General features: G+C 43.0%; 17 protein-coding genes. 5 read left to right on the top strand and 12 right to left on the bottom strand.

Translation table 11 applies throughout. The features are described 5' to 3' along the window. The first annotated feature begins 194 nt into the window (after nt 1-194). Nucleotides 195-1,508: a glycosyltransferase family 2 protein gene (locus tag H7F26_RS21855; RefSeq protein ID WP_003185780.1), complete on the top strand. Its 1,314-nt coding sequence runs from the start codon at nt 195-197 to the stop codon at nt 1,506-1,508. A 344-nt stretch (nt 1,509-1,852) separates the two neighbouring features. On the opposite strand, the gene H7F26_RS03500 is transcribed toward H7F26_RS21855, so the two are convergent. The 3 genes from H7F26_RS03500 to tagD all read right to left on the bottom strand — a co-directional run bounded on the left by H7F26_RS03500 (nt 1,853) and on the right by tagD (nt 7,406). Further along, the gene (locus tag H7F26_RS03500; RefSeq protein ID WP_003185781.1) at nt 1,853-4,429 is read right to left on the bottom strand and encodes a glycosyltransferase; all 2,577 of its coding nucleotides are present in this window, start codon (nt 4,427-4,429) and stop codon (nt 1,853-1,855) included. A 311-nt stretch (nt 4,430-4,740) separates the two neighbouring features. Further along, nucleotides 4,741-6,876 (bottom strand): CDP-glycerol glycerophosphotransferase family protein, encoded by a 2,136-nt coding sequence (locus tag H7F26_RS03505; protein ID WP_003185782.1) that lies wholly within the window; start codon nt 6,874-6,876, stop codon nt 4,741-4,743. A gap of 140 nt (nt 6,877-7,016) precedes the next feature. Continuing rightward, nucleotides 7,017-7,406, bottom strand: coding sequence for a glycerol-3-phosphate cytidylyltransferase (gene tagD, locus H7F26_RS03510; RefSeq protein ID WP_011198365.1), 390 nt, complete (start codon nt 7,404-7,406; stop codon nt 7,017-7,019). 364 nt (nt 7,407-7,770) lie between these two features. Here tagD and H7F26_RS03515 point away from each other — a divergent pair, with 364 nt between their 5' ends. Further along, a complete protein-coding gene (locus tag H7F26_RS03515) occupies nt 7,771-8,550 on the top strand; it encodes a WecB/TagA/CpsF family glycosyltransferase (protein ID WP_025806137.1) in 780 nt (259 codons plus the stop codon). Nucleotides 8,551-8,569: 19 nt separating this feature from the next. Further along, complete coding sequence (locus H7F26_RS03520) at nt 8,570-9,733, top strand: CDP-glycerol--glycerophosphate glycerophosphotransferase (protein ID WP_003185786.1); 1,164 nt, start codon at nt 8,570-8,572, stop codon at nt 9,731-9,733. A gap of 28 nt (nt 9,734-9,761) precedes the next feature. Here H7F26_RS03520 and H7F26_RS03525 read toward each other — a convergent pair whose 3' ends face one another. From H7F26_RS03525 to H7F26_RS03560, 8 genes are all read right to left on the bottom strand, one after another. Next, nucleotides 9,762-12,392: an N-acetylglucosaminidase gene (locus H7F26_RS03525; protein WP_003185788.1), complete on the bottom strand. Its 2,631-nt coding sequence runs from the start codon at nt 12,390-12,392 to the stop codon at nt 9,762-9,764. Between the two features lie 128 nt (nt 12,393-12,520). Further along, entirely contained in the window at nt 12,521-13,471 is a 951-nt protein-coding gene (gene manA, locus H7F26_RS03530) for a mannose-6-phosphate isomerase, class I (RefSeq protein WP_003185791.1), read from the bottom strand. A 155-nt stretch (nt 13,472-13,626) separates the two neighbouring features. Then, nucleotides 13,627-14,091 (bottom strand): anaerobic ribonucleoside-triphosphate reductase activating protein, encoded by a 465-nt coding sequence (gene nrdG / locus H7F26_RS03535; protein ID WP_003185792.1) that lies wholly within the window; start codon nt 14,089-14,091, stop codon nt 13,627-13,629. Further along, nucleotides 14,088-15,956 carry an anaerobic ribonucleoside triphosphate reductase gene (locus tag H7F26_RS03540; RefSeq protein WP_003185794.1) on the bottom strand — a complete coding sequence of 623 codons (1,869 nt, stop codon included), beginning with the start codon at nt 15,954-15,956 and terminating at the stop codon, nt 14,088-14,090. Before H7F26_RS03540 ends, nrdG begins: the two co-directional genes overlap by 4 nt. A gap of 167 nt (nt 15,957-16,123) precedes the next feature. Continuing rightward, nucleotides 16,124-17,107: a 2-keto-3-deoxygluconate transporter gene (gene kdgT / locus H7F26_RS03545; RefSeq protein ID WP_011198368.1), complete on the bottom strand. Its 984-nt coding sequence runs from the start codon at nt 17,105-17,107 to the stop codon at nt 16,124-16,126. Between the two features lie 87 nt (nt 17,108-17,194). Next, on the bottom strand, nt 17,195-17,809 hold the full coding sequence (locus tag H7F26_RS03550; RefSeq protein WP_003185799.1) for a bifunctional 4-hydroxy-2-oxoglutarate aldolase/2-dehydro-3-deoxy-phosphogluconate aldolase: 615 nt from the start codon (nt 17,807-17,809) through the stop codon (nt 17,195-17,197). A gap of 5 nt (nt 17,810-17,814) precedes the next feature. Further along, a complete protein-coding gene (locus tag H7F26_RS03555) occupies nt 17,815-18,780 on the bottom strand; it encodes a sugar kinase (RefSeq protein WP_003185801.1) in 966 nt (321 codons plus the stop codon). Nucleotides 18,781-18,882: 102 nt separating this feature from the next. Next, nucleotides 18,883-19,899 carry a LacI family DNA-binding transcriptional regulator gene (locus tag H7F26_RS03560; RefSeq protein ID WP_003185803.1) on the bottom strand — a complete coding sequence of 339 codons (1,017 nt, stop codon included), beginning with the start codon at nt 19,897-19,899 and terminating at the stop codon, nt 18,883-18,885. 255 nt (nt 19,900-20,154) lie between these two features. Between H7F26_RS03560 and kduI the strand changes: the two genes are divergently transcribed. Together kduI and kduD are read left to right on the top strand one after the other, a co-directional pair. Then, nucleotides 20,155-20,982, top strand: a complete 828-nt coding sequence (gene kduI, locus H7F26_RS03565) for a 5-dehydro-4-deoxy-D-glucuronate isomerase (protein WP_003185805.1) — start codon at nt 20,155-20,157, stop codon at nt 20,980-20,982. A gap of 15 nt (nt 20,983-20,997) precedes the next feature. Further along, complete coding sequence (gene kduD, locus H7F26_RS03570) at nt 20,998-21,762, top strand: 2-dehydro-3-deoxy-D-gluconate 5-dehydrogenase KduD (protein WP_003185807.1); 765 nt, start codon at nt 20,998-21,000, stop codon at nt 21,760-21,762. Nucleotides 21,763-21,805: 43 nt separating this feature from the next. Here kduD and H7F26_RS03575 read toward each other — a convergent pair whose 3' ends face one another. Next, nucleotides 21,806-22,939 (bottom strand): zinc-dependent alcohol dehydrogenase, encoded by a 1,134-nt coding sequence (locus H7F26_RS03575; protein WP_003185809.1) that lies wholly within the window; start codon nt 22,937-22,939, stop codon nt 21,806-21,808. Between the last annotated feature and the right edge of the window lie 13 nt (nt 22,940-22,952).

A 22,952-nucleotide genomic window follows, 5' to 3' on the forward strand; every position in this document is an offset into this window, starting at 1 on the left:
AGGTTACTCCTTGCTTATCTGCAGAATATTTGATACTCAAGTACAATCTTGGAACCTTTTCATATTACAATTCAACACACCTAAAACTTGTTATTTTCTCTTTTTTGTATAGAATAAGAAGAAGGCGATAGTACAAAAGACCAAGCAGAAAACAAATTTTTTTACTAGCCGAAAACTATTAAGGAGATGCGACAGTGGACAAATCATACAGTCAAGATAAAAGAACTATTGTTTCCTTTACAATGGTAAAGAATGAAGCTGATATTATAGAAGTTTTCGTTAGATACAATTTAAAATTTCTCGACCATATGTTTATTTCGATTAATCGGCCAAATGATGAAACTAGAACAATATTAAAAAATCTATTGAAAGAAGGATTGCCTTTAACTCTATGGGAGGATGACGACCCTTCATTTGAACAAAATAAAAAAACCACTGAAGCATATCACAAAATCTCCAAGGAACTTAATTTTGACGCAATTGTTTTTTTGGATGCTGACGAGTTTATTTATGGAGATATATCTGAAATCAAAGAAAACATTAAGCCAGGAAATGTATATCAAATGGATAGGCTTGAGTACGTTTATTTAGAAGACGTTTCGTTTAACGAAAACGTTTTAGAAAAGATAAAGTATAGAAGAAAAAAGTATCAATCGGCAAAATCTTTAATTTGTCAAGACCAAAAGGATTATACAAATTATAAAATAGGGAATGGAAACCATTACGTTTATTATAAGGGAAAACAAAAAATAGACGGGAAGTTGAATCTGAAATTAGCTCATTTCCCTTATAGATCAACCAATCAATTCACAAACAAAAATATATTGAATTGGCTCTCTCTAATGTTTAACAATCCTGCCTTATTGCATGCTGAAAACACTATTGGTGTACATTGGAGAAATTCTTATAAATATCTATTAGACAGGAATTTAAAACTATCATCCGATGATTTATTCTCATATCTCTATAAAACCACTGATAAAGAAAGCTTTAAAGAAGAACTAGTATTTGAGCCCTTGAATACAAAAGATATTCATTTAAGATACACTATTCTAGAGAATGAAAAGTCATTACAATATATGCTAGTCAAAGATTTTGAGTCAGCTTTAAATAAAATAGAGGAAATGAAGAATACACAGACTAATGCCTTAACTAACTCAGCTCAGGCTTCCAAGTATGATAGTGGTTTTATTTATAGCGAGATCAAGTTATTAAACAATGCAAAAGTTTATGCACAAGATACTCTTCCTCGAATCAGAAAAATAGGAAATGAAGTCGAATTATCTGGAGCTATTAAAGGGATTTCTAAAGGGAAGTCAGGCGAATATATTGAATTCCCAAAAGAAATGGCACCGGATCGAAACTTTCAATATACCAATGTTTCTTCTCATGGCAGTTTAGCATACTGGCAAGTACAACCCAATGGTCGGCTGAAATTATTAAGAGTCACTAACCAAAATGCTGATGATTTATCCTGGTATCCTTTTCATATTCGTTGGTTTGTTTGAATTTGATCAGGAAAAAAGAATTCCCCTTTAAAACACTGAGAGTGTACTTAAAGGGGAATTCTTATCTATTATATGGGAATATTATCGTTGTTTAATGTGGTAAATTAAAGCTTAAAAGATGGAAGTAATGATATCCTCTAGTTTTTAAATAGACATACATTAAGTTAAGAAAGCACACGGACAAATTTATGTCAACACGATGTTCTTTAAATGATACCTTAAGTAAATTTAACAAGAAGTCATAAATAAACGACCTTAACTCCAAAGAGAAAAAAGAGCTAAGGTCGTAAAAAGAAGAGTTTTAATAGTACTGGCTTAAAGTTCACAAATTAAACAAGCATTACTTAAACTTCCTCAGAACAAACTTCCCTATAAAACATTTTCATTGCTTGCTGATTGTAATCTTCATAGTTAAATCTCTTGAATCTTCTATTATAATTTAAATCTTTATTTAATGTACTACCCTTGTCTTCCGAGTTGTCTAACACGAATTTTTCCATCTCAGAAAAAAGCCCATCTACATTATTTGGAGCAAGCGTTCCATATCCATCTTCTAAAATACTTCTAGACCCTGCAATATCAGTAGCAATTATTGGTTTATTTAGTACAAGCGTTTCTAACAACACCATTGGCTGGCCTTCATGATTAGAAGATAAAACAAAACAATCAGCTTTATTAATCAAGAAAAATGGATTTTTCATTTGTCCAGTGAATATAACACTTTCTTCTACTCCCAGTGTTTCAACTAGATCACTCAGAGTCTCCTTTAAAATACCGTCACCTATAATATAAAGCTTCATTTTCAAATTTTTATATTTATTGATCAGTTGAGAGAATGCTTTAATTAACTTTTCTTGATCTTTTTCAGGTGATAGCCTTCCCATGTTTACAAAGTTGATTTCGTTATGTTTAGGAAGCCTAATCCCTTTCATACTAAATATTCCTGGCTTTTCTTCCTTTTGGATAATATGATCTTGGCCCTCGTAGCTCTCGATAGAAAAACCATGATTTTCTACAGAATCTATAATCTTTTCCACATTTAAAGAGTTATGAACGTAAACCATCTTATTTGCATCAACATAATGTGCCAAATTTTCAGCGTTTAAATCCCTAGTATGTTTTGCAACAGACACGATTTTATTAAAGCACTTATATAGAGAAAAGACTATGCCTAATTTACGCTTATGCTTATATTTACCATTTATAATTTTTTCGGTCTCAGCAAGCATATCATTATGTTGATATATGCTTTTTTTAGAAAATTGCCCTAAAGCCATAACCATTGTCCAGAAAGGTACGTATCCACTAAAATCGACCGCTATATCAATTCTAGCGTTACCCAACATACGATTTATTTCTCTCTGAAAAATCTTTTCAGGGTTCCTTTTCGCTAATTCCTCGGTGTAACCCCTTCTATTCATCAATCCATGTAAATACCATTCTTTTATGGTTAAGTTCATGCTTCCTACTCGATATACCCGCTTTGCCTTTGCATTTATCCTGCTTATATTGTAAGAAGATTCTTTATCGTAGTTTCCTTTATCAATTACAACAACATTATACTTCTCGTAGTCTATATTGTTTAACAAATTTATAGCTGAAGATGTAATACCATTATTCAAGAAACCGCCACAATAAATCAAAATGTTTTTTTTGTGAGGTTCTTTAACATTAAAGACACAGTCAGACTTTTCTTGTTTGCCTTTAAATATAATATCAACTATCTTTTGAGTAGAATCTCCAACTCTTTTGATATAAATCTCATTCATTTCTTGATACACAGACTGATATTGTTCTTGTACAGAATCAATATTTTTGATACATTTTGCAAGCTCATCAGTTGTTTTACATATTGGGCCCGCTAGTGTATTAACGTCCAAGTACATGCCTCTTTTTTTCAGATACTGCTCTTTATCATACATAAAATACAGAATTGGTTTGTTGGTTGCCATATAATCAAAGAAAATACTTGAATAATCTGTTATCAGGATATCTACAAGTGATAATAACTCATTTGTATCTATACAATCCGGAATACATTTATTCATTAATTGTTCATCATGTTTAATGTATTTAAATAAAAGGGTATGGACCTTTAATATTAGCTGATAATCATCCGGAATCTTTTCATTCAATTCCGAAATATGCTTAAATAGCTCTTCATTAATGTTCGAGACACTTCCCACTTCTCCTCTCCAAGTAGGTGCATACAGGACAATCTTTTTATCAGGATCAAGTTCTATAATGTTTTCTAATGTTTTTCTAAGTTCTTCTTTATCTGTATTAAAGGTTAAATCCATCCTTGGATAACCCTCTTCGATGATCTCCCCATTGTAAAGGCCTTCTAAATCATGAGAATCAATTAATTTCTCTGAAGTGAATTTATTTGGAGATAAGATATAGTCACTATGCAAAAAGTTCCTTTGGATATTTTTGTGCTGGCCAATAGGCCCCTCCATATCTTTTCCAAGAGTTTTAAGAGGAGTTCCATGCCAAGTATTAATATAGATTTGTTCATCCTTCTTCTGAAAGTAGGTAGGAAAAGTAACATTATTAATTAAATATTTTGCCTTAGTCAAATATTTAATATATTCCTCACTATGAACTTTAACAAACCTTACATTTTTCAAGCCTTTATACTTTTGGGCATAAGGATTGTCCTGATCATTTAACGCCCATACGTGTGTGAAATTTTTGTATTCTTCATTGTTTACTAGATGCTTAAATATTGCATATGGATTGTCATTCATTGCTTTTCCATGATAAGATTCATAGAAAATAATATGAGGGTCGATTTTATTTTTCTTAAAATTTCTCGTGTATTCAACAGTGCGTTTAAAATTCTTGTTGTTAGTGTATGTTTTAAATGGTTCTAATAAAAACTTCGCTCTTCTTTTTGCTATTTTTAATTTCTTATTCATTCCAATCTCCTCTATTTTCCTACTTATTTTAAAGGTGAATTTATTAGTTCATTATTCATATACAAGAAAAAGAAGCTCTTCGGTTACTTCTAATTTTTGGTTGATTAAACTTGAACTTGATCATCTAAATAATAAGGAGTAAGTCTTATTATTTGCCCTCTAGTTTTATACATGAGAACCATAATAGCACAAGTTTCTCTAAAAGTTAAGATCGCATTTGCAGCCAATAAGAGGATTGCAATACATTAACCAATTATAAGAAAGCCATTGCAATAATACAATGGCTTTGAAATGGTCATTAATGGAGATTTTTATTCGAAAATTCTATTCACCACTTTTTCAGAAGAATTGCCCGTCTCCAGGTAACAAAACTTTTCATAAAAAGGCTCAAAAATGTCAGGCAGACGATAGTCAGATGTCTCTGTTTCCTTGATTTTCTCAATTACTTCCTCAGTCGTTTTGACCAACGGTCCTGGTGCTTCTTGTTCAAAGTCAAAATAAAAGCCGCGCAGCTTGTCACGATAGGTTTCAATGTCTGGAACGAAGAAAATCATCGGACGCTTCAAATTTGCGAAATCAAAGAATACTGAAGAGTAATCTGTAATTAACAAATCAGATACCATATAAAGTTCGCGAATATCTTCGTATGATGAGAAATCATATGCGAATCCTTTGTACGGCGATAGGTCAAAGTTTTCCGCGACTAAATAGTGCATTCTTAAAACGATGACATAATTATCGCCGATCTCCTCTCGCAGCTTTTCCAAATTCAAATCAAGGTCGAATTTGTATTTTCCTTTTTTATAGAACTGATCGTCCCGCCATGTCGGTGCATATAAAATGACCTTTTTATCTTCGGGGATATTCATTTTTCTCTTTATGGCCTTCATCGTTTCCGGGCGGTTGTCCGTATACAGAAAGTCATTCCTCGGATAGCCGGACTCAATCATTGTTTTGTTAAATTGAAAAGCGCGGGCAAAGATTTCGGTTGAATAGCGATTCGGGGAGATTAAATAGTCCCACTTCGATGCTTCTTTAGTGAAATTTTGCTTGTACTTCTCAGTGTTGGTGCCCGGCATGTGCACTTCTTCCATATCGACGGCAAGCCTTTTCAGCGGAGTCCCGTGCCATGTCTGCACATATGTCGTGTGCTTTGGTTTTGGGATCCACAAAGGAAGCCGGCTGTTTACAACCCAATATTCGGCCCTTGCCATGGCGAACAGCCACTTCAGCGTGAATCGGTGAATATAAGGGACATTTTTTTCTTCAAAAATTTCTGTATAACTCGGATTTACACTCCATATTAAGTTGTATTCCGGATGATGTTCCTTCATATATTCGTAAATTGCTCTCGGATTGCAGCTGTACTGCTTGCCGGCAAAGCTTTCAAAAATGACGGTTTTCTTTTTAACAGGGAGTTTGCCGGCCAGTCCAAAAGTAAAATAGTATGCTCTCTTCACCATGCCCGAAATCTTTTTCTTTGCTTTATTCTTGCCTTTGCGTATGACTGACATCAGCCTTTTTCCTTTTCCTTTGGCAAAATAAACCGCACGGGTTTTGATCGTATAGTCATTCATTCTTAGACGCATACCCCGTTTTCGCTTCTGCGGATAAATGTGAAAACGAGCCGGTCCTTTTTTTGTGTCAACAATTGAAAAACTTTCTATATCATCTATAAGCTTGAATGCCCTGCTTTTTATAGCGATTTCCTCCCCTGTTGCAGCATCTTCACCTACGTATTCTATATAAAACTTAAAGAAAGCAGGCATCCTGTTCTCCTCATACAGCTTTTTCAGATCGATTTCCGCCTCAAATCCAACGGCATGATCAGAAGAATCAGCTGACAAATCGACGCGCTGAACGCCTTTTAAAGGGAAATTGAAAACCCTTTCTTTATCGTTTTGGCTAATTTCCTTTAAAACCAGCTTTCTGCTTTTTACGATTGAACGTTCTTCAGCATCCAGCAGAAAAGTATAGCCTTCAATCATTAGTTTTCCGTCGGAGCTTAACTTAATGCTGTCCGGTTCAGCCACTGCTTTTCTTCGTAAAACATCAAGAGCGAAGTGGCCTTTTCGGGTCTTATACGGAAGATAAATGAACTGATTGGCTCGATCCTTATGCCAAGACAGCTCTAGCGGTTTTGATGCTGTGTATATCCTCTTTTTGCATTGATTTTTTTCATTATTTTCATAAAGTACATAAAAATCGATGACCGTTTCGTCTATCATCAGGTTAGATAGGGTATCTAAAGATATTTCCGCTGCTTTTAACTGCTCTGAATCGCTTATTTTGTTACAAGTTGCACGCGTCTCTTTTTTCGTATTGCGGTTAACTGCCAAAACATCGAGATGATCAAGAGAGACAGAACTTTCGAACACAAAATAGAGGCGAGAATCATTAATTTTTATTTCCCGCAGCTGAAATTCTATCGGAATTGCACTATCCATAAAATCAGTCTACTCCTCTTTTTTTATTCAAAAGCAAAGCTGTTCATACTTATTATATTAAAATGACTCGTATACGAAACAAAAAGCACTTCTTATTTTTTTAAGAAGTACTTTTTGAATTTTTATTAAGCTGAGCCGAATTAAAGGTTTGCGATTTCCTCTTTGATCTTCGTCGTGGAAATCCCTTCGGTTCTCGGAAGGTAAACAACCTCGCAGTAATCCTTCAGGAAGTCGAATTTCCCTTCCCAGTCATCCCCCATGACAAATACATCGATGTCATGATCGATCACATCTTGTACCTTTTGATCCCAGTTTTTTTCCGGGATGACTTCGTCTACGTAGCGGATCGTTTCAAGAATCAGCTTGCGGTGCTCATAGCTGTGATATGCTTTTTTCTGCTTTTGAAGATTGAATTCGTCAGTCGAAATCGCTACGACGAGATAATCCCCCAATTGTTTTGCCCGTTCCAATAACTTGATATGTCCCCAATGTAATAAATCAAACGTTCCATATGTGATGACTTTCTTCATTGTCATGCGCTCTCCTTTCTAATCTTAAGGCGAAAAGCTATATTGATATATCAAAAACACTCGATAAGTTACATTCATTCCACAGGTCTTTACTGATCATTCATTATAGCACATCGCCTATCAAACGTTAAGTATTCTTTAAGGTTAATGCAATTCCAAATTTTATCTAAAAAAATCGAACCTTTTCTGAATAAGACGTAAAAAATCTTAATCTAATGTAAAGATATTGTTAAGCTTTTATGAATGATCTATGCTAAAATATACGTTAGACCTCCTGAATTTATGGGCTGGTCTCTTAAACTTCGACTTTCATACATTCGTATATACTTACACTTCTTAAACCGGAAGGAGGAAAAAAACTATGCTGCAAACGGAAACGGTTCATCATCTTGCATATGTTAACGGGGATTTGCCCGGATTTTTGAATCATCTTGAAAAATCCTTTATCGACCGCAATGAGGGGGCATTTATCGCAACGGTAAACCCTGAGATCGGGTATGCGGCTGCAAAAGACAAGGATTATTTTAAAACAGTTTCATCTGCTGACTTTATCCTGCCGGACGGAATCGGCATCGTCCTGACGTCAAGGCTGATCAACAGCAGATTAAAATCGAGGATCGCGGGGTACGATGTATTTATCAACCTTCTCAGCTTGGCTGACCGCAAAAAGAAAAGGGTCTTTTTATACGGGGCCAAGCAGGAGGTTATTCAAGCTGTTGCAGATCGGCTTTCAACCGAATATCCCGGAATTGAGCTGGCCGGATACTCACACGGCTATGTCAAAGACAAAGGCGAAGTTGCGAAGCAAATCGCGGCTGCCAAGCCGGACATGGTTTTTGTCGCTCTCGGATATCCTCATCAGGAAAAGTTTATTTATGAACATAAGCATCTATTTCCTCAGGCGATTGCGATCGGCATCGGCGGGAGCTTCGACGTGTTCAGCGGAAAAGTGAAAAGGGCGCCGAAAATGTTCATCAAGCTGAATCTTGAATGGATGTACCGCCTGCTGACCAATCCGACAAGGTGGAAGCGCATGCTGAACATCCCGAAATATGTCTTCTCCGTTCTGAAAGAGGAAAGAGTTCAAAAACAGCGGCACTACTATCCGGAGCAGATCAAAGAGCAATCTAAAATCGATTTGTAGAAAAGAGTTTGGGTAACGAATGAATATACGTTCTTTATTGGTTATGGTTTACTCGGCCGGTCTCGCTTTGACCGGTTTTATTTTCAGATTGGTAAAAGCGCGCGACAGAGCTGTATTGCTTGTTTCCTTTCCGGATAATGCGCGCGCGCTGCTTGATGAGTATGTCAGCAGCAGCCGGCCGTTTGAAATGGAAGTCCTCTATACAAGGCACGCCGTTTCCCTTGCAGATGAATATCCTTCCGTTCGATCGCAAGTGATCAACGAGAAAAATCCGATTCATCTCATAAAAGCCGTATACCGAATGTTCAGGTGTAAATTCGTGTTGACGGATAATTATTTTCTGCTGACAAGTGTTTTGAATAAACGCCCTCAGACGACATGCATTCAAATTTGGCATGCGTCCGGCGCTTTGAAGAAGTTCGGACTCGAAGATATCGGAAACCGCTATCGATCCGCCGGCGATATCAAACGGTTTAAAAAAGTGTATCGTTCATTTGATCATATCGTTGTCGGCTCGGAAAAAATGGCGGATATTTTCAAGCGGTCATTCGGCTTGGGAGATGACCGTTTTTTGCGGACGGGTGTTCCGTTAACTGATGAGTATTTTCATGCCGGAAGACAAACAGCGGACCGTCCGGACCAAAAGGTTATTCTGTATGCGCCGACATACAGGGACTATTGTTTGACGTCCGTTCGTCTCCCTTTCTCTAAGGAGCAGCTCTCCGGGGAACTGCAGGGAGAATTTTTGCTGCTGGTCAAACTGCATCCGGCCGTGCGGGAACAGATTGCTTTTGAAGAGCACGAAGGGCTGATCAAAGACGTATCAGACGTTCCGTTAAAGGATTTGCTGATGGAAAGCGACATCCTGATTTCCGACTACTCGTCGGTCGCCTTTGAGTACGCTTTGTTAAATAAACCGATTTTGTTTTTCACGTATGATATGGCAGAGTATAATGAAAAACGCGGACTGATCGATGATTTTGAAGCAGTCATTCCCGGCAAAGCCTGCATGGACAGCGAAATGCTGCTGAAAGAAATCAAAGAAATGTCCGATACAAAGGAAGAGATCAAGAAGTTTGCGGAAGAGTGGCATCAATATTCAACAGGTGATGCCAGCATGCGCCTGTTGAACTTTATGAGCGAGCATATGACGGCAAATGAAAAAAGACCGGCCGGTTCCTAATGGAACACGGCCGGTCTTTTTATGATGATTACCGATAAACCGGCACATCATAGTACAGCGTATATTGATCGAGCAATGTATACAGACTGTACATTCTCCCCACCTGCTTATAAGCCCATCCGACATCTGTCGCATATTGGTGAAGGGCATTCGGAGACCATCTCATTTTATAGAGGGTGTCCTGTTTGTAAGTCGGGTGGTGAATGTATTTTTCACCGATGAATTTGGCTCCGCCCATAATGGCGGCCTCAGGTGTGAACCACCCTTGTTCATAGGCGTATTTTGCGCCGTAGTAAAGCGGGTTGCTGTCGTAAGCCCCGACGCCGTACATATTGTAAACCTTTTTGCCGTTGAACATCGTTCCTTTAGCCAACTCGGAAGTTCCGTTGCCCGTCTCAAGGAGCGAGTGTGAAATGAGGTACAGTTCATTGATGCTGTATGCTCTCGCCGCGTCGATGAACGCTTGCCCTTTGCCTGTCAAAATCCCTTTATTATAAAGGATTTTTGCATTGACCTCGGCAGCATTCAATCTGGCCGTTTGCGACAGTTTTAAAAATTGGAAGTATGCCGAGCTGTCTTGTGTGAAATTTTCCGGATTGACATATTTCTCGACTTCATCCCTGCTGGCATTTCGCCAATTCATTCTGATTTTTGCCCAGCCGTTTTCCTGGGAGATGATGTTGACTTTATCCCCTTTTTGCAGCTGTCCGATGATGTTGCCGCCTGTCACAAGGGGGCTTGACCTGATATTCAGCAGATCAGCCGTGACGGTTTGGTTCGCCGTATTGATGTAGCTCAATGAAACATAAGCCGGCGCATCCGTTTGCGGGCTGACTTTCATCTGTTTATCGATCATCTGGCTGAGCGTGATTCCGTAGTCAGTCGTTGTGATTTGCGGGCCGTTTTTCACTTTGACGACATTCACCGGCCAGCCGTAATTCGTTTTGATCCGATTGGCGGCAGCATCCGCACGGTCTTTCCCTGTAAATTGTTCATTGATCGAGATATGAAACAGGCTGACCGTCTTTGTTTGGTAAGTTGCGCTGACATTGTTCTTCTTAAAGACATTCAAGCCCTTGTCGAGATCTGCTTTGCTTGTGATTCGACCTGTCGTCACCCGGTACTGCCTGTAGCCGTACTCACCCGTTTGTTCAATCTTGCCCGGTATATTCCGCTTGCTGAAAAATCCGAGCGCCTGCTGTAATTGTTCCGTGCCGATCAGAGCTTCCGAACTCAGTTTGTAGCGGCTGTAATATTGGCCGGTCTTCACGGCCTCTGCGTGAATGCCTGTTTCTTTAAAGAAATTGAGCGCCTGCGTCACTTTGTTCTGTTCGTATACGGATTCCGTTGTCAGCTGATAGTGGCTGTACACTTTTTTTCCTGTTGATCCGGCCGTTCCCGCCGCACCGTTTTTCTTAAAGAATTCAAGCCCTTTATTGATTCGCGCTTGAACGGCGGTTTCAGCAGACGCAATCCGGAAGCGGCTGACGGTCGTGCTGCCGGTGCTTTGCGCAGAAGCCTGAATATTTTTGTTTTTAAAAAACCGGATGCCATCGTTTGCTTTCTTTTGATCTGAAAGCGGGACGGAAACGATTCTGAAAGATGTCTGCTTTTTCCCCGCCTTTGCAGCAGTATAACGCCACGTTTTCTTTTTGAAAAAGGCGTCGATTTTTTTGAGGTTTTGACTGTCTACGCTTTTCATGCTTACGATCCAGAAGCGTGTACCTTTTACCTTTTCCGTGCTTGAGGCGAGACCGGTTTTCTTTTTAATTTGTCCGGCGGCATTTTTCGCGCTCTTTTCGTCATTAAAATATCCCGATTTCACATTGTATAGCTGTGCCGGCTGACCGGCGGCTTCATATGCCCCTTTGACTTTGAGCTCTTTTTCAAACTGCTTCAGCAGGTTTTTCGCGTTTGTTTCGCCTTGTATCGAACTTGTCGCAATTTTATATTTAGGCTGTTGTTTCTTTACGGTCTCTATCGTTCCTTTAAGGGCCGTTTCTTTTTCAAACTGGACAAGCAGGCTTTTCGCTTTGCTCTCATCTGCGATTTCTGCAGAATAAATCTTGACGATCGCTTGTCCCGCTCCGTATGGTGCATACGACGCTTTGAGGCCGGTCGCTTTTTGAAAACGATCGAGGATGGCTTTCGTGTTGTCTTCGCCTTCGATTCCTCCGGTGGCAACCTTCACGTATGCTTCCCTGTTCCCTGCAAGTGTATAGGTTGCTTTCAGACCGGTTTCTTTTTCAAATTGGAGCGCCCATTCCTTGGCTTTTTCTTCACCGGCAAATTCCTTTGATACCGCTTTGGAAAACGGTTCTTTTTTTCCAATCGGACCATAGGACGCCTTCAAACCGGTTTCTTTTTCAAACTGCAAAAGCAGATTTTTTGCTCTGCTCTCCCCTTCGACACCTTCTGATGTCAAAACGTATGTTGTGCCGTTTTTCCCTGAAGGTTTGACCTCGGCTTTCCATCCCGTGTCCTTTTTCAGTTGTTCGGCTGCTTTGAGCGCTTCGCTTTCGCTATTAAACTCTTTTGCTGTTTCAATTTTGTAGACGGAAGTATCGGTATATGCTGCTAAAGCAGGAATTGCCGGGACTGCCGTATGTACGAGCAAAATGATTGCAGCAAAAATAACGGTTTTTCTAATGTTTTTCACATTCTTTACTCCCCTCGCCTATGAGCCTCCCAATTTCTAAAACTTGCTTTCTCTTTTTATCGGCGAGCCGGATTATTTTTTTACAATAAAAAAGCTTAACGGCCTTTTTTTGCAGACCGTCAAGCTTTTTATATGTGTGACACGATTAGTTCACATGTTCCTTCTATTGTAAAGTCATTGGTTTCCGCCGGCAGGATAAAATTTGTCCCTTTGCTGATCGGAAATAATTCGCCGCCCTGAGTGAGCTTTCCTTCTCCTTCAATCACGCTGCACAGGAGGAAAGGGGCATCCTGGGTCAGCTCAGCGGCACCGTCGATCTCCCATTTATATACGGAGAAATATTCGGCTTCAACAAATGTCTTAATGGTAATGCCTTTTTGAGTTTCTGTCGATTCGTCAACATAGCTGTCTACATGCGGTACTGTTGTGACATTGATCGCCTGTGTCAGGTGAAGTTCGCGCTTTTCTCCGTTTTGATCGGTCCGGTCATAATCATATACCCTGTACGTCGTATCGGAGCTCTGCTGTGTCTCCAAAACGACCGTCCCCTCGCAAAGAGCGTGAATCGTGCCGCTTGGCACATAATAAAAATCGCCCGGTTTGATTTTGATCCGCCTTAACAGGTTGTCCCAATCACCGCTGTTGATCATGGTGACCAGTTCAGTCCGCGTTCTCGCCGTGTGGCCGTAAACGATCTCTGCTCCTTCTTTGCAATCGATGATATACCAGCATTCTGTCTTACCGAGTTCCCCGTTTTCGTGCTCTCCTGCATAATAGTCATCCGGGTGGACTTGAACGGAAAGGTCTTGATTGGCATCAAGTATTTTCGTTAACAGCGGGAAACGGTCCCCCTCTGCACCTCCAAACAATTCACGGTGTTCGTCCCAAAGCTCGGCAAGCGTTTTTCCTTTGTAAGGACCTGAAGCAACGATGTTCGGACCGTTTGGATGGGCGGAAATGGCCCAGCATTCACCTGTCAAATCGGAGGGAATGTCATAGCCGAATGACTCGCGCAAAGCCGTTCCCCCCCAGATTCTCTCTTTAAACTCAGGCTGCAGAAATATCGGTGATTGAGTCATGCTGCCATCTCCTCCCTTAATTCACGATAGTCTTATGTAAATAAAACGCTTTCTTTTATTGATAGACATGTATGTTGAAATATAAACCTTTTCATATTCATTATGACGTTATCTCGATAGAAGTCAATGCCGGAAAGGAAAAACAGAAGCCCTCTTCAGGCTTCTGCTTGTGATGATGCAAGCTCAATAATCCGCTGGTTTGAGCTTCCTCTGTAAAGGAGCGTCAAGTCCCTTTTTTTGAGTTCGAACGGGCCGTCTACCAGGACATCGCAATAGGCCAGCAAGGCGCTGTGCTTTTCATTCTTCAAGATTTGTTCGTACGTATAGCCGCTGTAAAGCCAGATGTCCTTTTCGGAATGCTGCTTAATTTTTTCTGACAGCTCGATCAGTTCGCCTGCATGCAAAAGCGGCTCCCCTCCTGAATAGGTGACGTTTGTAAGCGGGTTTTTCATAATTTCCTCGAATACTTCGTCTACACTCATATCAAATCCGTTATTGATATTCCAGCTTTGTTTATTATGGCAGCCTTCACACATATGCGGGCAGCCCGCTAAAAACACGACTGTTCTCAGTCCTTCTCCGTCTACGATGCTGTCATGGATAATATTCATCACTTTCATAGATGCTTCACTCTGTCCTTTTCTTCTTGTCTTTTCGCCGAATTCCACTTTGACATATCTCCGACTAAATATCCTGTAATCCGTCTGATTCGTTCGATCAAAGCCTCATCCCGGTTTTTGCACTGCGGGCATTCATTATCTATGATTCCGGTAAATCCGCACGCCTTGCAGTGGTCGACAGGATGGTTGATCGAGGCGTAGCCCATGCCTGACCGGCGCATGGCGGTCACAAGCATGTCCATCGCTTTAATGTTTTTTTTCGGGTCTCCGTCCAGCTCGATGTAGCTGATGTGCCCTCCATTGCACATTAAGTGGAACGGCGCTTCTTTTCTGATCTTTTCGACCGCAGTCAGCTTATAGTGAACAGGGATGTGAAACGAATTCGTATAGTACACCCGGTCTGTGACATTGCGGATCGAACCGAACTCCACTTTGTCTTTTTTGACAAATTTCCCTGAAAGCCCTTCTGCCGGCGTAGCGATCAAGGAAAAGTTCAATTTGTGTTTTTCTGTGGCTTCATCGGCCTTATCTCTCATCGACTGGACGATTTTTTTGCCGAGTTCAAACGACTCCTCGCTTTCTCCGTGATGTTTTCCGGTCAATGCAGTCAAAGCTTCAGCCAGCCCGATAAATCCGATGCTCAATGTTCCGTGCTTTAGCACATCCTCGAGCGTGTCCTCAGGTTCAAGCTTCTCGCTTTCATGCCAGATGCCTTGTGAATACAGGAATTTAAAGTCCTTTGCTCTTTTCTTGCATTGAAAGGCGTACCGTTCAAGCAGCTGTTGAATCGTTAAATCCATGTAGCGGTTTAACAAGGCAAAAAACTGTTCAACGTTTTCGCTGAGCAGCGCTATTTTCACAATGTTGATCGAGGTGAATGACAAATTCCCTCTGCCGACGCTGTTTTCTTTTCCATGAATATTGGACATGACGCGCGTTCTGCATCCCATATAAGCGATTTCGCTTTCCGGCGTTCCGTCATAAAAAGGTTTGTTCACGGGCGAGTCGATAAAGCTGAAGTTCGGAAACAGCCTTTCAGCGCTCGTTTCCAATGCAAGCCGGTACAAGTCATAGTTAGGGTCTGTTTGATCAACGTTCACGCCTTCTTTCATTTTGAAGATCTGAATCGGAAAAATCGGCGTCTCACCTTTGCCGAGGCCTGCTTTTGTCGCCTTAAGAATATTTTTGATCAAAAGGCGGCCTTCCCTTGACGTATCCGTGCCGTAATTAATGGAAACAAACGGCACCTGGCCGCCGCCCCTCGAATGCATGCTGTTGGCGTTATGTATAAATGCTTCGCACGCTTGGTAAGTTGTGTTGTCCGTTTCTTCCCACGCTCTTTCCCTTATCTCTTCTTCTGTCAAAGTTGTCGGGTATTGTTTGATTTTCGCAAGATGCTTTTCGTACGTTTTGCGGACGTAAGGCGCCAGGTCGTAATCGAACATTGGGAATGACTGGCCGCCATGCTGCATATTTTGATTCGATTGAAAAATGATAGATGCGAGTGACAATGCGCTCATAATGTCCTTCGGTTCCCTGAGGGAGCCGTGGCCAGTGTGGAATCCCTCCTTTAACAGCCGGACCAATGGTATCTGACAGCAAGTCGTTGTCCCGCTCGGCATATAGTCTAAATCGTGAGGGTATATAAAGTTGTCATCGACTGCTTTCTTGATTTCCGGCGACATTAAGTAATGGAGCGCATAATGTCTGGAACTCTCGGATGCAAACCGGCTCATTTGCCCCATCGGGGAGCGGCCGTCTACGTTGGCATTTTCCTGCATAATATCGTGATTTCCATACCCGACGATATCATGAAATGTTTCTGTCAATTGCAATAATCCCTGTTCTTTAAAGCCTGTTGTCATCCTAATCTCTCCTAAAAAGTAGCATATATAGTGTTTGTTCATCCAACAGACACTATATATTGATATTAGCACAGATTATGTTCGTCAAATTTAGCAATTTGGTGACGTTTCAAAAACGGTCATAAAAAAACGCCCCGGACAAATGTCCCGGTGCGCCTGCGGCAACATTACTTGTAATCAATCGTCATTTGTTTCGGAGATTTTCTTTGTTTCGTCCGTTTTTCGATCCAGACGGTTGCAAGCGGCGTCAGAAGCGAGGTGACAATGACGCTTGTCGCGATGATCGCGGTTGCTGAATCAGCTACCGGCGCAAACACGGGGTTTGCATCGGCAAGTGCATACGGGACGGCTACCGCAGCCCCGGCCGTTGATGACGCCGCTACTCCCGCGACACCGTCTCCTCTTGCGACAAAGCGGTCCAGCAAGTATAGAGATGCACCCGAGAGAATGACGACTGATACGCCGACAACAATGCCTAAAAGGCCGGATTGAATCAACATGTTAAAATCAAGCGTGTTTCCAAGTGAAAATGCGAAGAACGGAATGATCGCCGGTACGACTTTTCCGAACAAATCGCGCAATTCAGGGTCAAGGTTACCGAGAATGCAGCCGAGTAAAAACGGGATGACGGTTGCAGCCAGCGTCTCCCAAGGAAATGCCGCAAGCCCTGTCACACCGAAAGTGACCATCGTCATAAACGGGCCTGATTCCGTGCTGATAAAGGCAAAAGCACCGGCGTCTTCCTTTCTTCCCATGTGATTCATTAACGCCAAATACAGACCGCCGTTCGTTTCATTCATAACGGCTACGATCGCCAGCACGGACAGTCCGGCAAAAAACCCGCTTTGAATGCCTTCGTCTGGAATGAACTGCGCTGCGATCAAACCCAATAATGCGGCAAAGCCGACTTTGCCGATCAGAAGCGTCAGCCCCTTCCTCGCAATATATCCTGAAGAACGAAAATCTATTGTCGCGCCAACGCAAAAGATAAATACTCCTAAAATCGGCAGCGTTCCGGTAATCAGGGCGCCTGTAAATCCGCCGAAAAACTCTGCGGTTCCCGGTGCAAATGTATTCAGCGTTGCGCCCAGAAAGAGCGGAATGATCATCATGCCGCCCGGCACACGTTCAATCGTTGCTTTAATTTTCATCATTTTTTTCTCCCATTCTAGAAATTAATGAAAAAGCAAAGCTGTCGATCTTGCAAAACCTGAAGTCTTTACCACGCTGCGCACGCTTTATTTCTGCTGAGCCCGCCGCTGAAAGATGCGCTGGAGATCCGCTTCTGACACTTTGTTCAGCTGGCTTCCCACACCTACTGCCAATGCTCCGGCATCAAGCCACTTCTCCACATCGCCGGGATGGATTCCTCCGGTTGGTATGAACCGAACCTTCGGAAAAGGACCGGCGAGGTTCTTCATGTAAGGAATCCCGGATGTTCCCCCTGGAAACAGCTTAAGAACCCGAAAACCCTTTGAGACCGCTTCCATAATTTCGCTTGGCGTTAATACGCCGGGAATAAAAAATGTATGCAATGATGCGGCCTCCTCAGCCAGTGATTCCGAAAAACCCGGGCTGACGATAAATTTTGACCCCGCTGCCGCGGCTTCCCTCGCCTGTTCGCTTTCAACCACCGTTCCCGCTCCGACAAGAAGACCGTCTTTTCCCGCAAATTTTTCAATCAGCTCAGACGCTCCCGGCGTCGTATATGTGATTTCAATCGCAGTAATCCCTTTGTCGATCAGTCTGTGAATGGTCTCCTCAGCAGCCTCCTTACCGTCTGCGCGGACGACTGCGATCAGCCCGGCCTCGCCCAGCTGCTCTTGCACTTTTCCGATCATAGACATTTCCATTACGGTCAACCTCCTATTTTTTGGTTGTTTTTCTCTCCAGCCATAAAAGCTTTCAATTGATCCCTTGACGGCAGACCGTCCATATCCCCCGGAGCCATGACGGCCAGCGCTCCGATCGCATTGGCCCTCTGAACTGCTTCTTCCAGCGGAAGTCCGTCTAAAAGGCCGCTGATCATGCCGACGGCAAAACCGTCGCCAGCGCCAACAGTATCAACAACCTTCTCCACCTGATAACCCGGCACATAACCTTCTTTTTCCGATGTCCTGTAATAAGCCCCTTCTTTTCCAAGCTTGATGACAATCACCTTGACCCCCTGCATTACATAATGTTTAGCGATATCCTCGGGAGAATTGCAGCCTGTCAGGAGTTTTCCTTCATTGATCCCCGGCAGAAACCAGTCTGCCTGCGCGGCGATTTCATTAATTGTATGAACCATTGTCTGCTGATCCGGCCAAAGCTGGAAGCGGAGATTCGGGTCAAACGAAATCGTCTTCCCGTCTTTTTTCATCTGGTGAACGGCGTGGCGGGCGAAGCCCCTCATTTCCCTTGAAAGTGCAGGAGGTATGCCCGTCACATGCATATGTTTGGCTTGCTTGAAATACTCTGCCGGGTAGTCATCAATGCTCATCGTGCTTGCGGCTGATCCGCTCCGATAATATGTGACATCAGGGTCTCCGCTTTCAACCTTTGACTTGAGCAGTATGCCCGTCTGCCGGTCTGCGGTGCGTTTGACTTCAGAAATGTCGACGCCTTCTTTTTTCAATTCATTTAAAATAAAGGTTCCAAGCGAATCGGCGCCGACCTTGCTCATCCAGCCGACCCGAAAACCCAGGCGCGACAGTCCGACGGCAACGTTTGTTTCCGCTCCGGCAAGAGCTTTGGAAAACGAAGACGCCTCATGCAGTCCGCCTGCTTCATTTGCGTAAAACATAGCCATCGATTCTCCGAAGGTCATCACATCAAGCGACATGATTTCACTCTCCTTTCAAAATGGTACCGGTTTCAAAAGCAGTTGCGGGAAAACACTCTCCCCTAAGTTTTCGGGTCCATGAGTGTTTCCGTTTGACAAGTTCTACAGCGACTGTCTGAGAACAAGCTCCGCCTCAAGCTGAATCGTCTGCGGGGCGCTTTCGTCTCCTTCAATCCGTTTGATGATCCGCTCCATGGCGACCCTGCCCATTTCATGCGACGGCTGGGCGATGGTGGTAATGCCCGGACCGATCAATTTATACCATTCTGTATCATCAAATCCGGCAATTCCGACATCTTCCGGAATTGAAATGCCAAGCTCATAAAGGCAGCTGATGATTTTCAGCATCAGAAGCCCGTTGTTTCCAAGAATGGCTTTTTTCCCTTCTTTCATTTCCAAAAAGCTTTTGACGGACTGTAATAGAGATTCTTTGTCTTTGACGTCAGCCTCATATACGAGAGGGGTACCGCCGGCGTTTCGTTCCAGCGCGATTTCTGTATAGGCGGAGGCCCTTTCCTCCCTTGGACTGATTCCCTTAATCGGTTCGGTAAACAGACCGACCTGGGCATAGCCTTTGTCATACATGAGATTGACGATTTGACTTGTCACTTCGCGGTTGTTCGTTGTGACTGCATCGATCTTGAGCCCGGGCACTTTCCGGTCAACGAGCACAATCGATACATCCTGGCTGATTAAATCCAAGAGCACATCGTTGTTCCTTCCCGTCGTATTAATAATCAGCCCTTCAATGTAATGCGCGTTCAGCTTGTGCAGCATCTCCCTTTCTTTCTCAGGACTGTTGTCCGTGTTGCAGACCATGATGCTGTATCCGTACTGATCGCAAACCTCTTCCACCCCTCTCAAGGTGGCTACTGAAAACGGGTTTGTAATATCGGCGACCAAAAATCCGATAACTTTGCTTTTTTTCACCTTCAGCCCCTGTGCCATCTGGCTTGGGCGGTAATTGAGCTCCTCGATCGCTTTTTTGATGCTTTTCACCTTTTTCGGTGAAATGGCATCAATCTTCCCGTTGATATAACGGGAAACCGTTGATTTTGATACGCCTGCATGTGCGGCGACTTCGTTGATGGTTACTTTCGCTGTTTGCTTATCCTTCATTCAAGTACTCCTATAACCTTATGATTTGAAACCGATTTCAAAAACTTTATACCACCAGCATATCACATCATTTAAAATTTGGAAGAGTCTTTTTTAATATTTCAGCATTGTCCTTTACAATATTCAGAAAAAAGTGAAAAGACTGTTGACGCTTTCCATTATTTACTTTAAAATTCATGTTTGAAACCGTTACCAAAAACTTTTGGCACTTCATTCAAGTCAGTCTAAAAACGTCCAATTCAAGGAGGAGAAGGTATGGAAAATCGTTATTCTGTTCATCCAGAACAAGCGAAACGATTCACAACCGCAGAGCTTCGCGAGCATTTTTTAATAGAGTCATTGTTTGTTGAAAATAAACTGAATATGTTTTATTCGCATGAAGACAGGGTCGTGATCGGCGGAGCCGTTCCAGTAAAGGAGTCCATAGCGCTCGATGCCGGCGATTTTTTAAAAACGGACTATTTCCTAGAACGGCGCGAAATCGGGATTGTGAATGTCGGCAAGCCCGGTGCGGTTAAAGTCGGTGATGAAGAATACGTACTGGAGCACAAAGACTTTCTGTATATCGGCCTGGGAAATAAAGACGTTTTCTTCTCAAGCTTGAATGAAGGCGGGGCCAAATTTTATTTCATCTCGGCGACGGCACACCAAAAGTATCCGGTGCAAAAAGCTTCTCTTTCAGAGCTCCCATACGATCATTTAGGAGAAGAAGCCTCTTCAAATGTTCGTAATCTATACAAAGTGATTCATGCAGACGGCATTCAAAGCTGCCAGCTGATGATGGGCATTACGTTTCTTGAACCTAATAACACATGGAACACAATGCCTGCGCATGTCCACGACCGGCGGATGGAGGTTTACCTGTATCTTGATCTTGCTGAGGATGCAAAGGTGTTTCATTTCATGGGCGAACCGACGGAGACCCGGCATCTTGTCGTCGGGAACGAACAGGCTGTCATTTCACCCGCGTGGTCTGTCCACTCGGGCTCCGGCACATCCAACTACTGCTTTATATGGGCGATGGCCGGAGAAAACTACACATTTAAGGACATGGATGCTGTCCCGATGAATGTCATTCGGTAAGGACGTGAACGTGAGATGGGATATCTTGAATCGTATTTTTCACTTGAAGGCAAAACGGCGCTTGTCACAGGCCCGGGAACGGGAATCGGCAAAGGGATTGCCGAAGCGCTGGCAAAAGCGGGAGCGGATATCATCGGCACTTCGCATACGAGCGGACTTGATGAAACAAAGCGGCTGATCGAAGAAGCCGGCAGAACGTTTACTTCTTATCAGCTTGATATGGGCAACCTTGACGAGGTCGAGGCTTTTGCAAAAGAGGTGCCTGACCGCCATCAAATTGATATTCTCGTTAACAACGCCGGGACGATCCGCAGAGAAAAAGCGGCTGATTTTTCCCGGGAGAACTGGGAAGCGGTGATCAATGTCAATTTGAACAGCTTATTTTTGCTGACGCAGGCTATCGGCCGGCAGATGATTGAGCGAAAGCAAGGGAAAATCATCAATATTGCCTCTCTTCTTTCATTTCAAGGAGGCATTCTTGTCCCTGCATATACGGCAAGCAAACATGCAGTAGCCGGATTGACGAAGTCTTTTGCCAATGAATGGGCGGCTTATAATGTCCAGGTCAATGCGATTGCTCCGGGCTATATCGCGACGAACAATACAAAGCAGATCCGCGACGATCAAAACCGCAATGCCGAAATCTTAAAACGGATTCCGGCCGAGCGCTGGGGTCAGCCGGATGACATTGCCGGCGCCGCCGTATTCCTTTCGTCGCCGGCATCCGATTATGTGAATGGACATGTGTTAGCCGTCGATGGCGGATGGCTGGCAAGGTAATGCGAGGAAAAGGCTGCCGGTAGCTCGGCAGCCTTTATCATCGCTATGGCTTCAAAATTACTTTAATGCAATCATCTTCATGGTCGTTGAACAAATGATAAGCGCGGCCGGCTTCTTCAAGCGGAAGCTGGTGCGTAATGATTTCCTTCGGATCAAATTGATTCTCTTCGATCTTCTTGTAAATCTCCGGCATCAAATGGATGACCGGAGCCTGCCCCATTTTTAGCGTAACATTTCTGGAAAAGAATGCGCCGAGCGGAAACATATTGTAATTGCTTCCATATACCCCCGTAATCTGTACGGTTCCGCACTTTCTGACCGCCTTTGTAGAAATTTGAATCGGTCCGAGCGTGCCGCCCTGAAGCTTCAGTTTTTGCTCCAGATACTCAAGCGGAGATTTTTTGCCGTCCATCCCTACGCAGTCGATCACGACATCCGCCCCGCCTTTTGTAATCTCCTTTAAATGCTCGCCCATATCAGGATATTTTGTAAAGTCAAATACTTCAACGCGGTTTAATGCCTCAGCCTGCTTTAGGCGGTAGTCCAAGTAGTCTACTGCAATGACCCGCTTCGCCCCTTCCATCCAGGCAAACTTCTGCGCCATTAATCCAACCGGCCCGCAGCCGAGCACAATGACAGTGTCCCCTTTTTTGACGCCTGCGTGAAGCACGCTCCAATACGCGGTTGGGAGGACATCTGATAAAAACAGAAGCGACTCGTCCTCCATCTCGCATGATTCAGGAATGACAAACGGCGTGAAATTGCCAAACGGCACTTTTAAATATTCAGCCTGTCCGCCAGGGTGATTCCCGAATTTTTCCGAGTAGCCAAAATACCCGCCTGAATCATAATGGGGATTGGCATTGTCGCACTGGCTTTCCAGCTTGTTTTCGCAATAAAAGCAATGTCCGCAGGCAACGGTAAACGGGATGACAACCCGGTCTCCTTTTTTCACTTTTGTTACATCAGGTCCTGTTTCTTCTACAATTCCCATCGGTTCATGGCCGAGCTGGAAGCCTTTTGGAAGAGGGAAATTCCCTTGATAAAGATGGAGATCCGAACCGCAAATCGCGGTAGAAGTAATTCTGACAACGATATCATCGCTTTTTTCAATTTTGGCATCCTCCACCTGGCTGACTTCAACATGCTGAGGCCCTTGAAACGTTACGGCTTTCAAATCGTCACACTCC

Origin of the sequence: Bacillus sp. PAMC28748 (assembly GCF_014250415.1) — a bacterium.
Classification (GTDB): Bacteria; Bacillota; Bacilli; order Bacillales; family Bacillaceae; genus Bacillus; species Bacillus licheniformis.

Coding starts and splice junctions, on each gene's coding strand:
- kduD (WP_003185807.1), top strand. CDS start 20,998: ATGGGATATCTTGAATCGTATTTTTCACTTGAAGGCAAAACGGCGCTT.
- H7F26_RS03520 (WP_003185786.1), top strand. CDS start 8,570: ATGAATATACGTTCTTTATTGGTTATGGTTTACTCGGCCGGTCTCGCT.
- H7F26_RS03505 (WP_003185782.1), bottom strand. CDS start 6,876: ATGGATAGTGCAATTCCGATAGAATTTCAGCTGCGGGAAATAAAAATT.
- tagD (WP_011198365.1), bottom strand. CDS start 7,406: ATGAAGAAAGTCATCACATATGGAACGTTTGATTTATTACATTGGGGA.
- kdgT (WP_011198368.1), bottom strand. CDS start 17,107: ATGAAAATTAAAGCAACGATTGAACGTGTGCCGGGCGGCATGATGATC.
- nrdG (WP_003185792.1), bottom strand. CDS start 14,091: ATGAAAGTGATGAATATTATCCATGACAGCATCGTAGACGGAGAAGGA.
- H7F26_RS03540 (WP_003185794.1), bottom strand. CDS start 15,956: ATGACAACAGGCTTTAAAGAACAGGGATTATTGCAATTGACAGAAACA.
- H7F26_RS03560 (WP_003185803.1), bottom strand. CDS start 19,899: ATGAAGGATAAGCAAACAGCGAAAGTAACCATCAACGAAGTCGCCGCA.
- manA (WP_003185791.1), bottom strand. CDS start 13,471: ATGACTCAATCACCGATATTTCTGCAGCCTGAGTTTAAAGAGAGAATC.
- H7F26_RS03500 (WP_003185781.1), bottom strand. CDS start 4,429: ATGAATAAGAAATTAAAAATAGCAAAAAGAAGAGCGAAGTTTTTATTA.
- kduI (WP_003185805.1), top strand. CDS start 20,155: ATGGAAAATCGTTATTCTGTTCATCCAGAACAAGCGAAACGATTCACA.
- H7F26_RS03550 (WP_003185799.1), bottom strand. CDS start 17,809: ATGGAAATGTCTATGATCGGAAAAGTGCAAGAGCAGCTGGGCGAGGCC.
- H7F26_RS03555 (WP_003185801.1), bottom strand. CDS start 18,780: ATGTCGCTTGATGTGATGACCTTCGGAGAATCGATGGCTATGTTTTAC.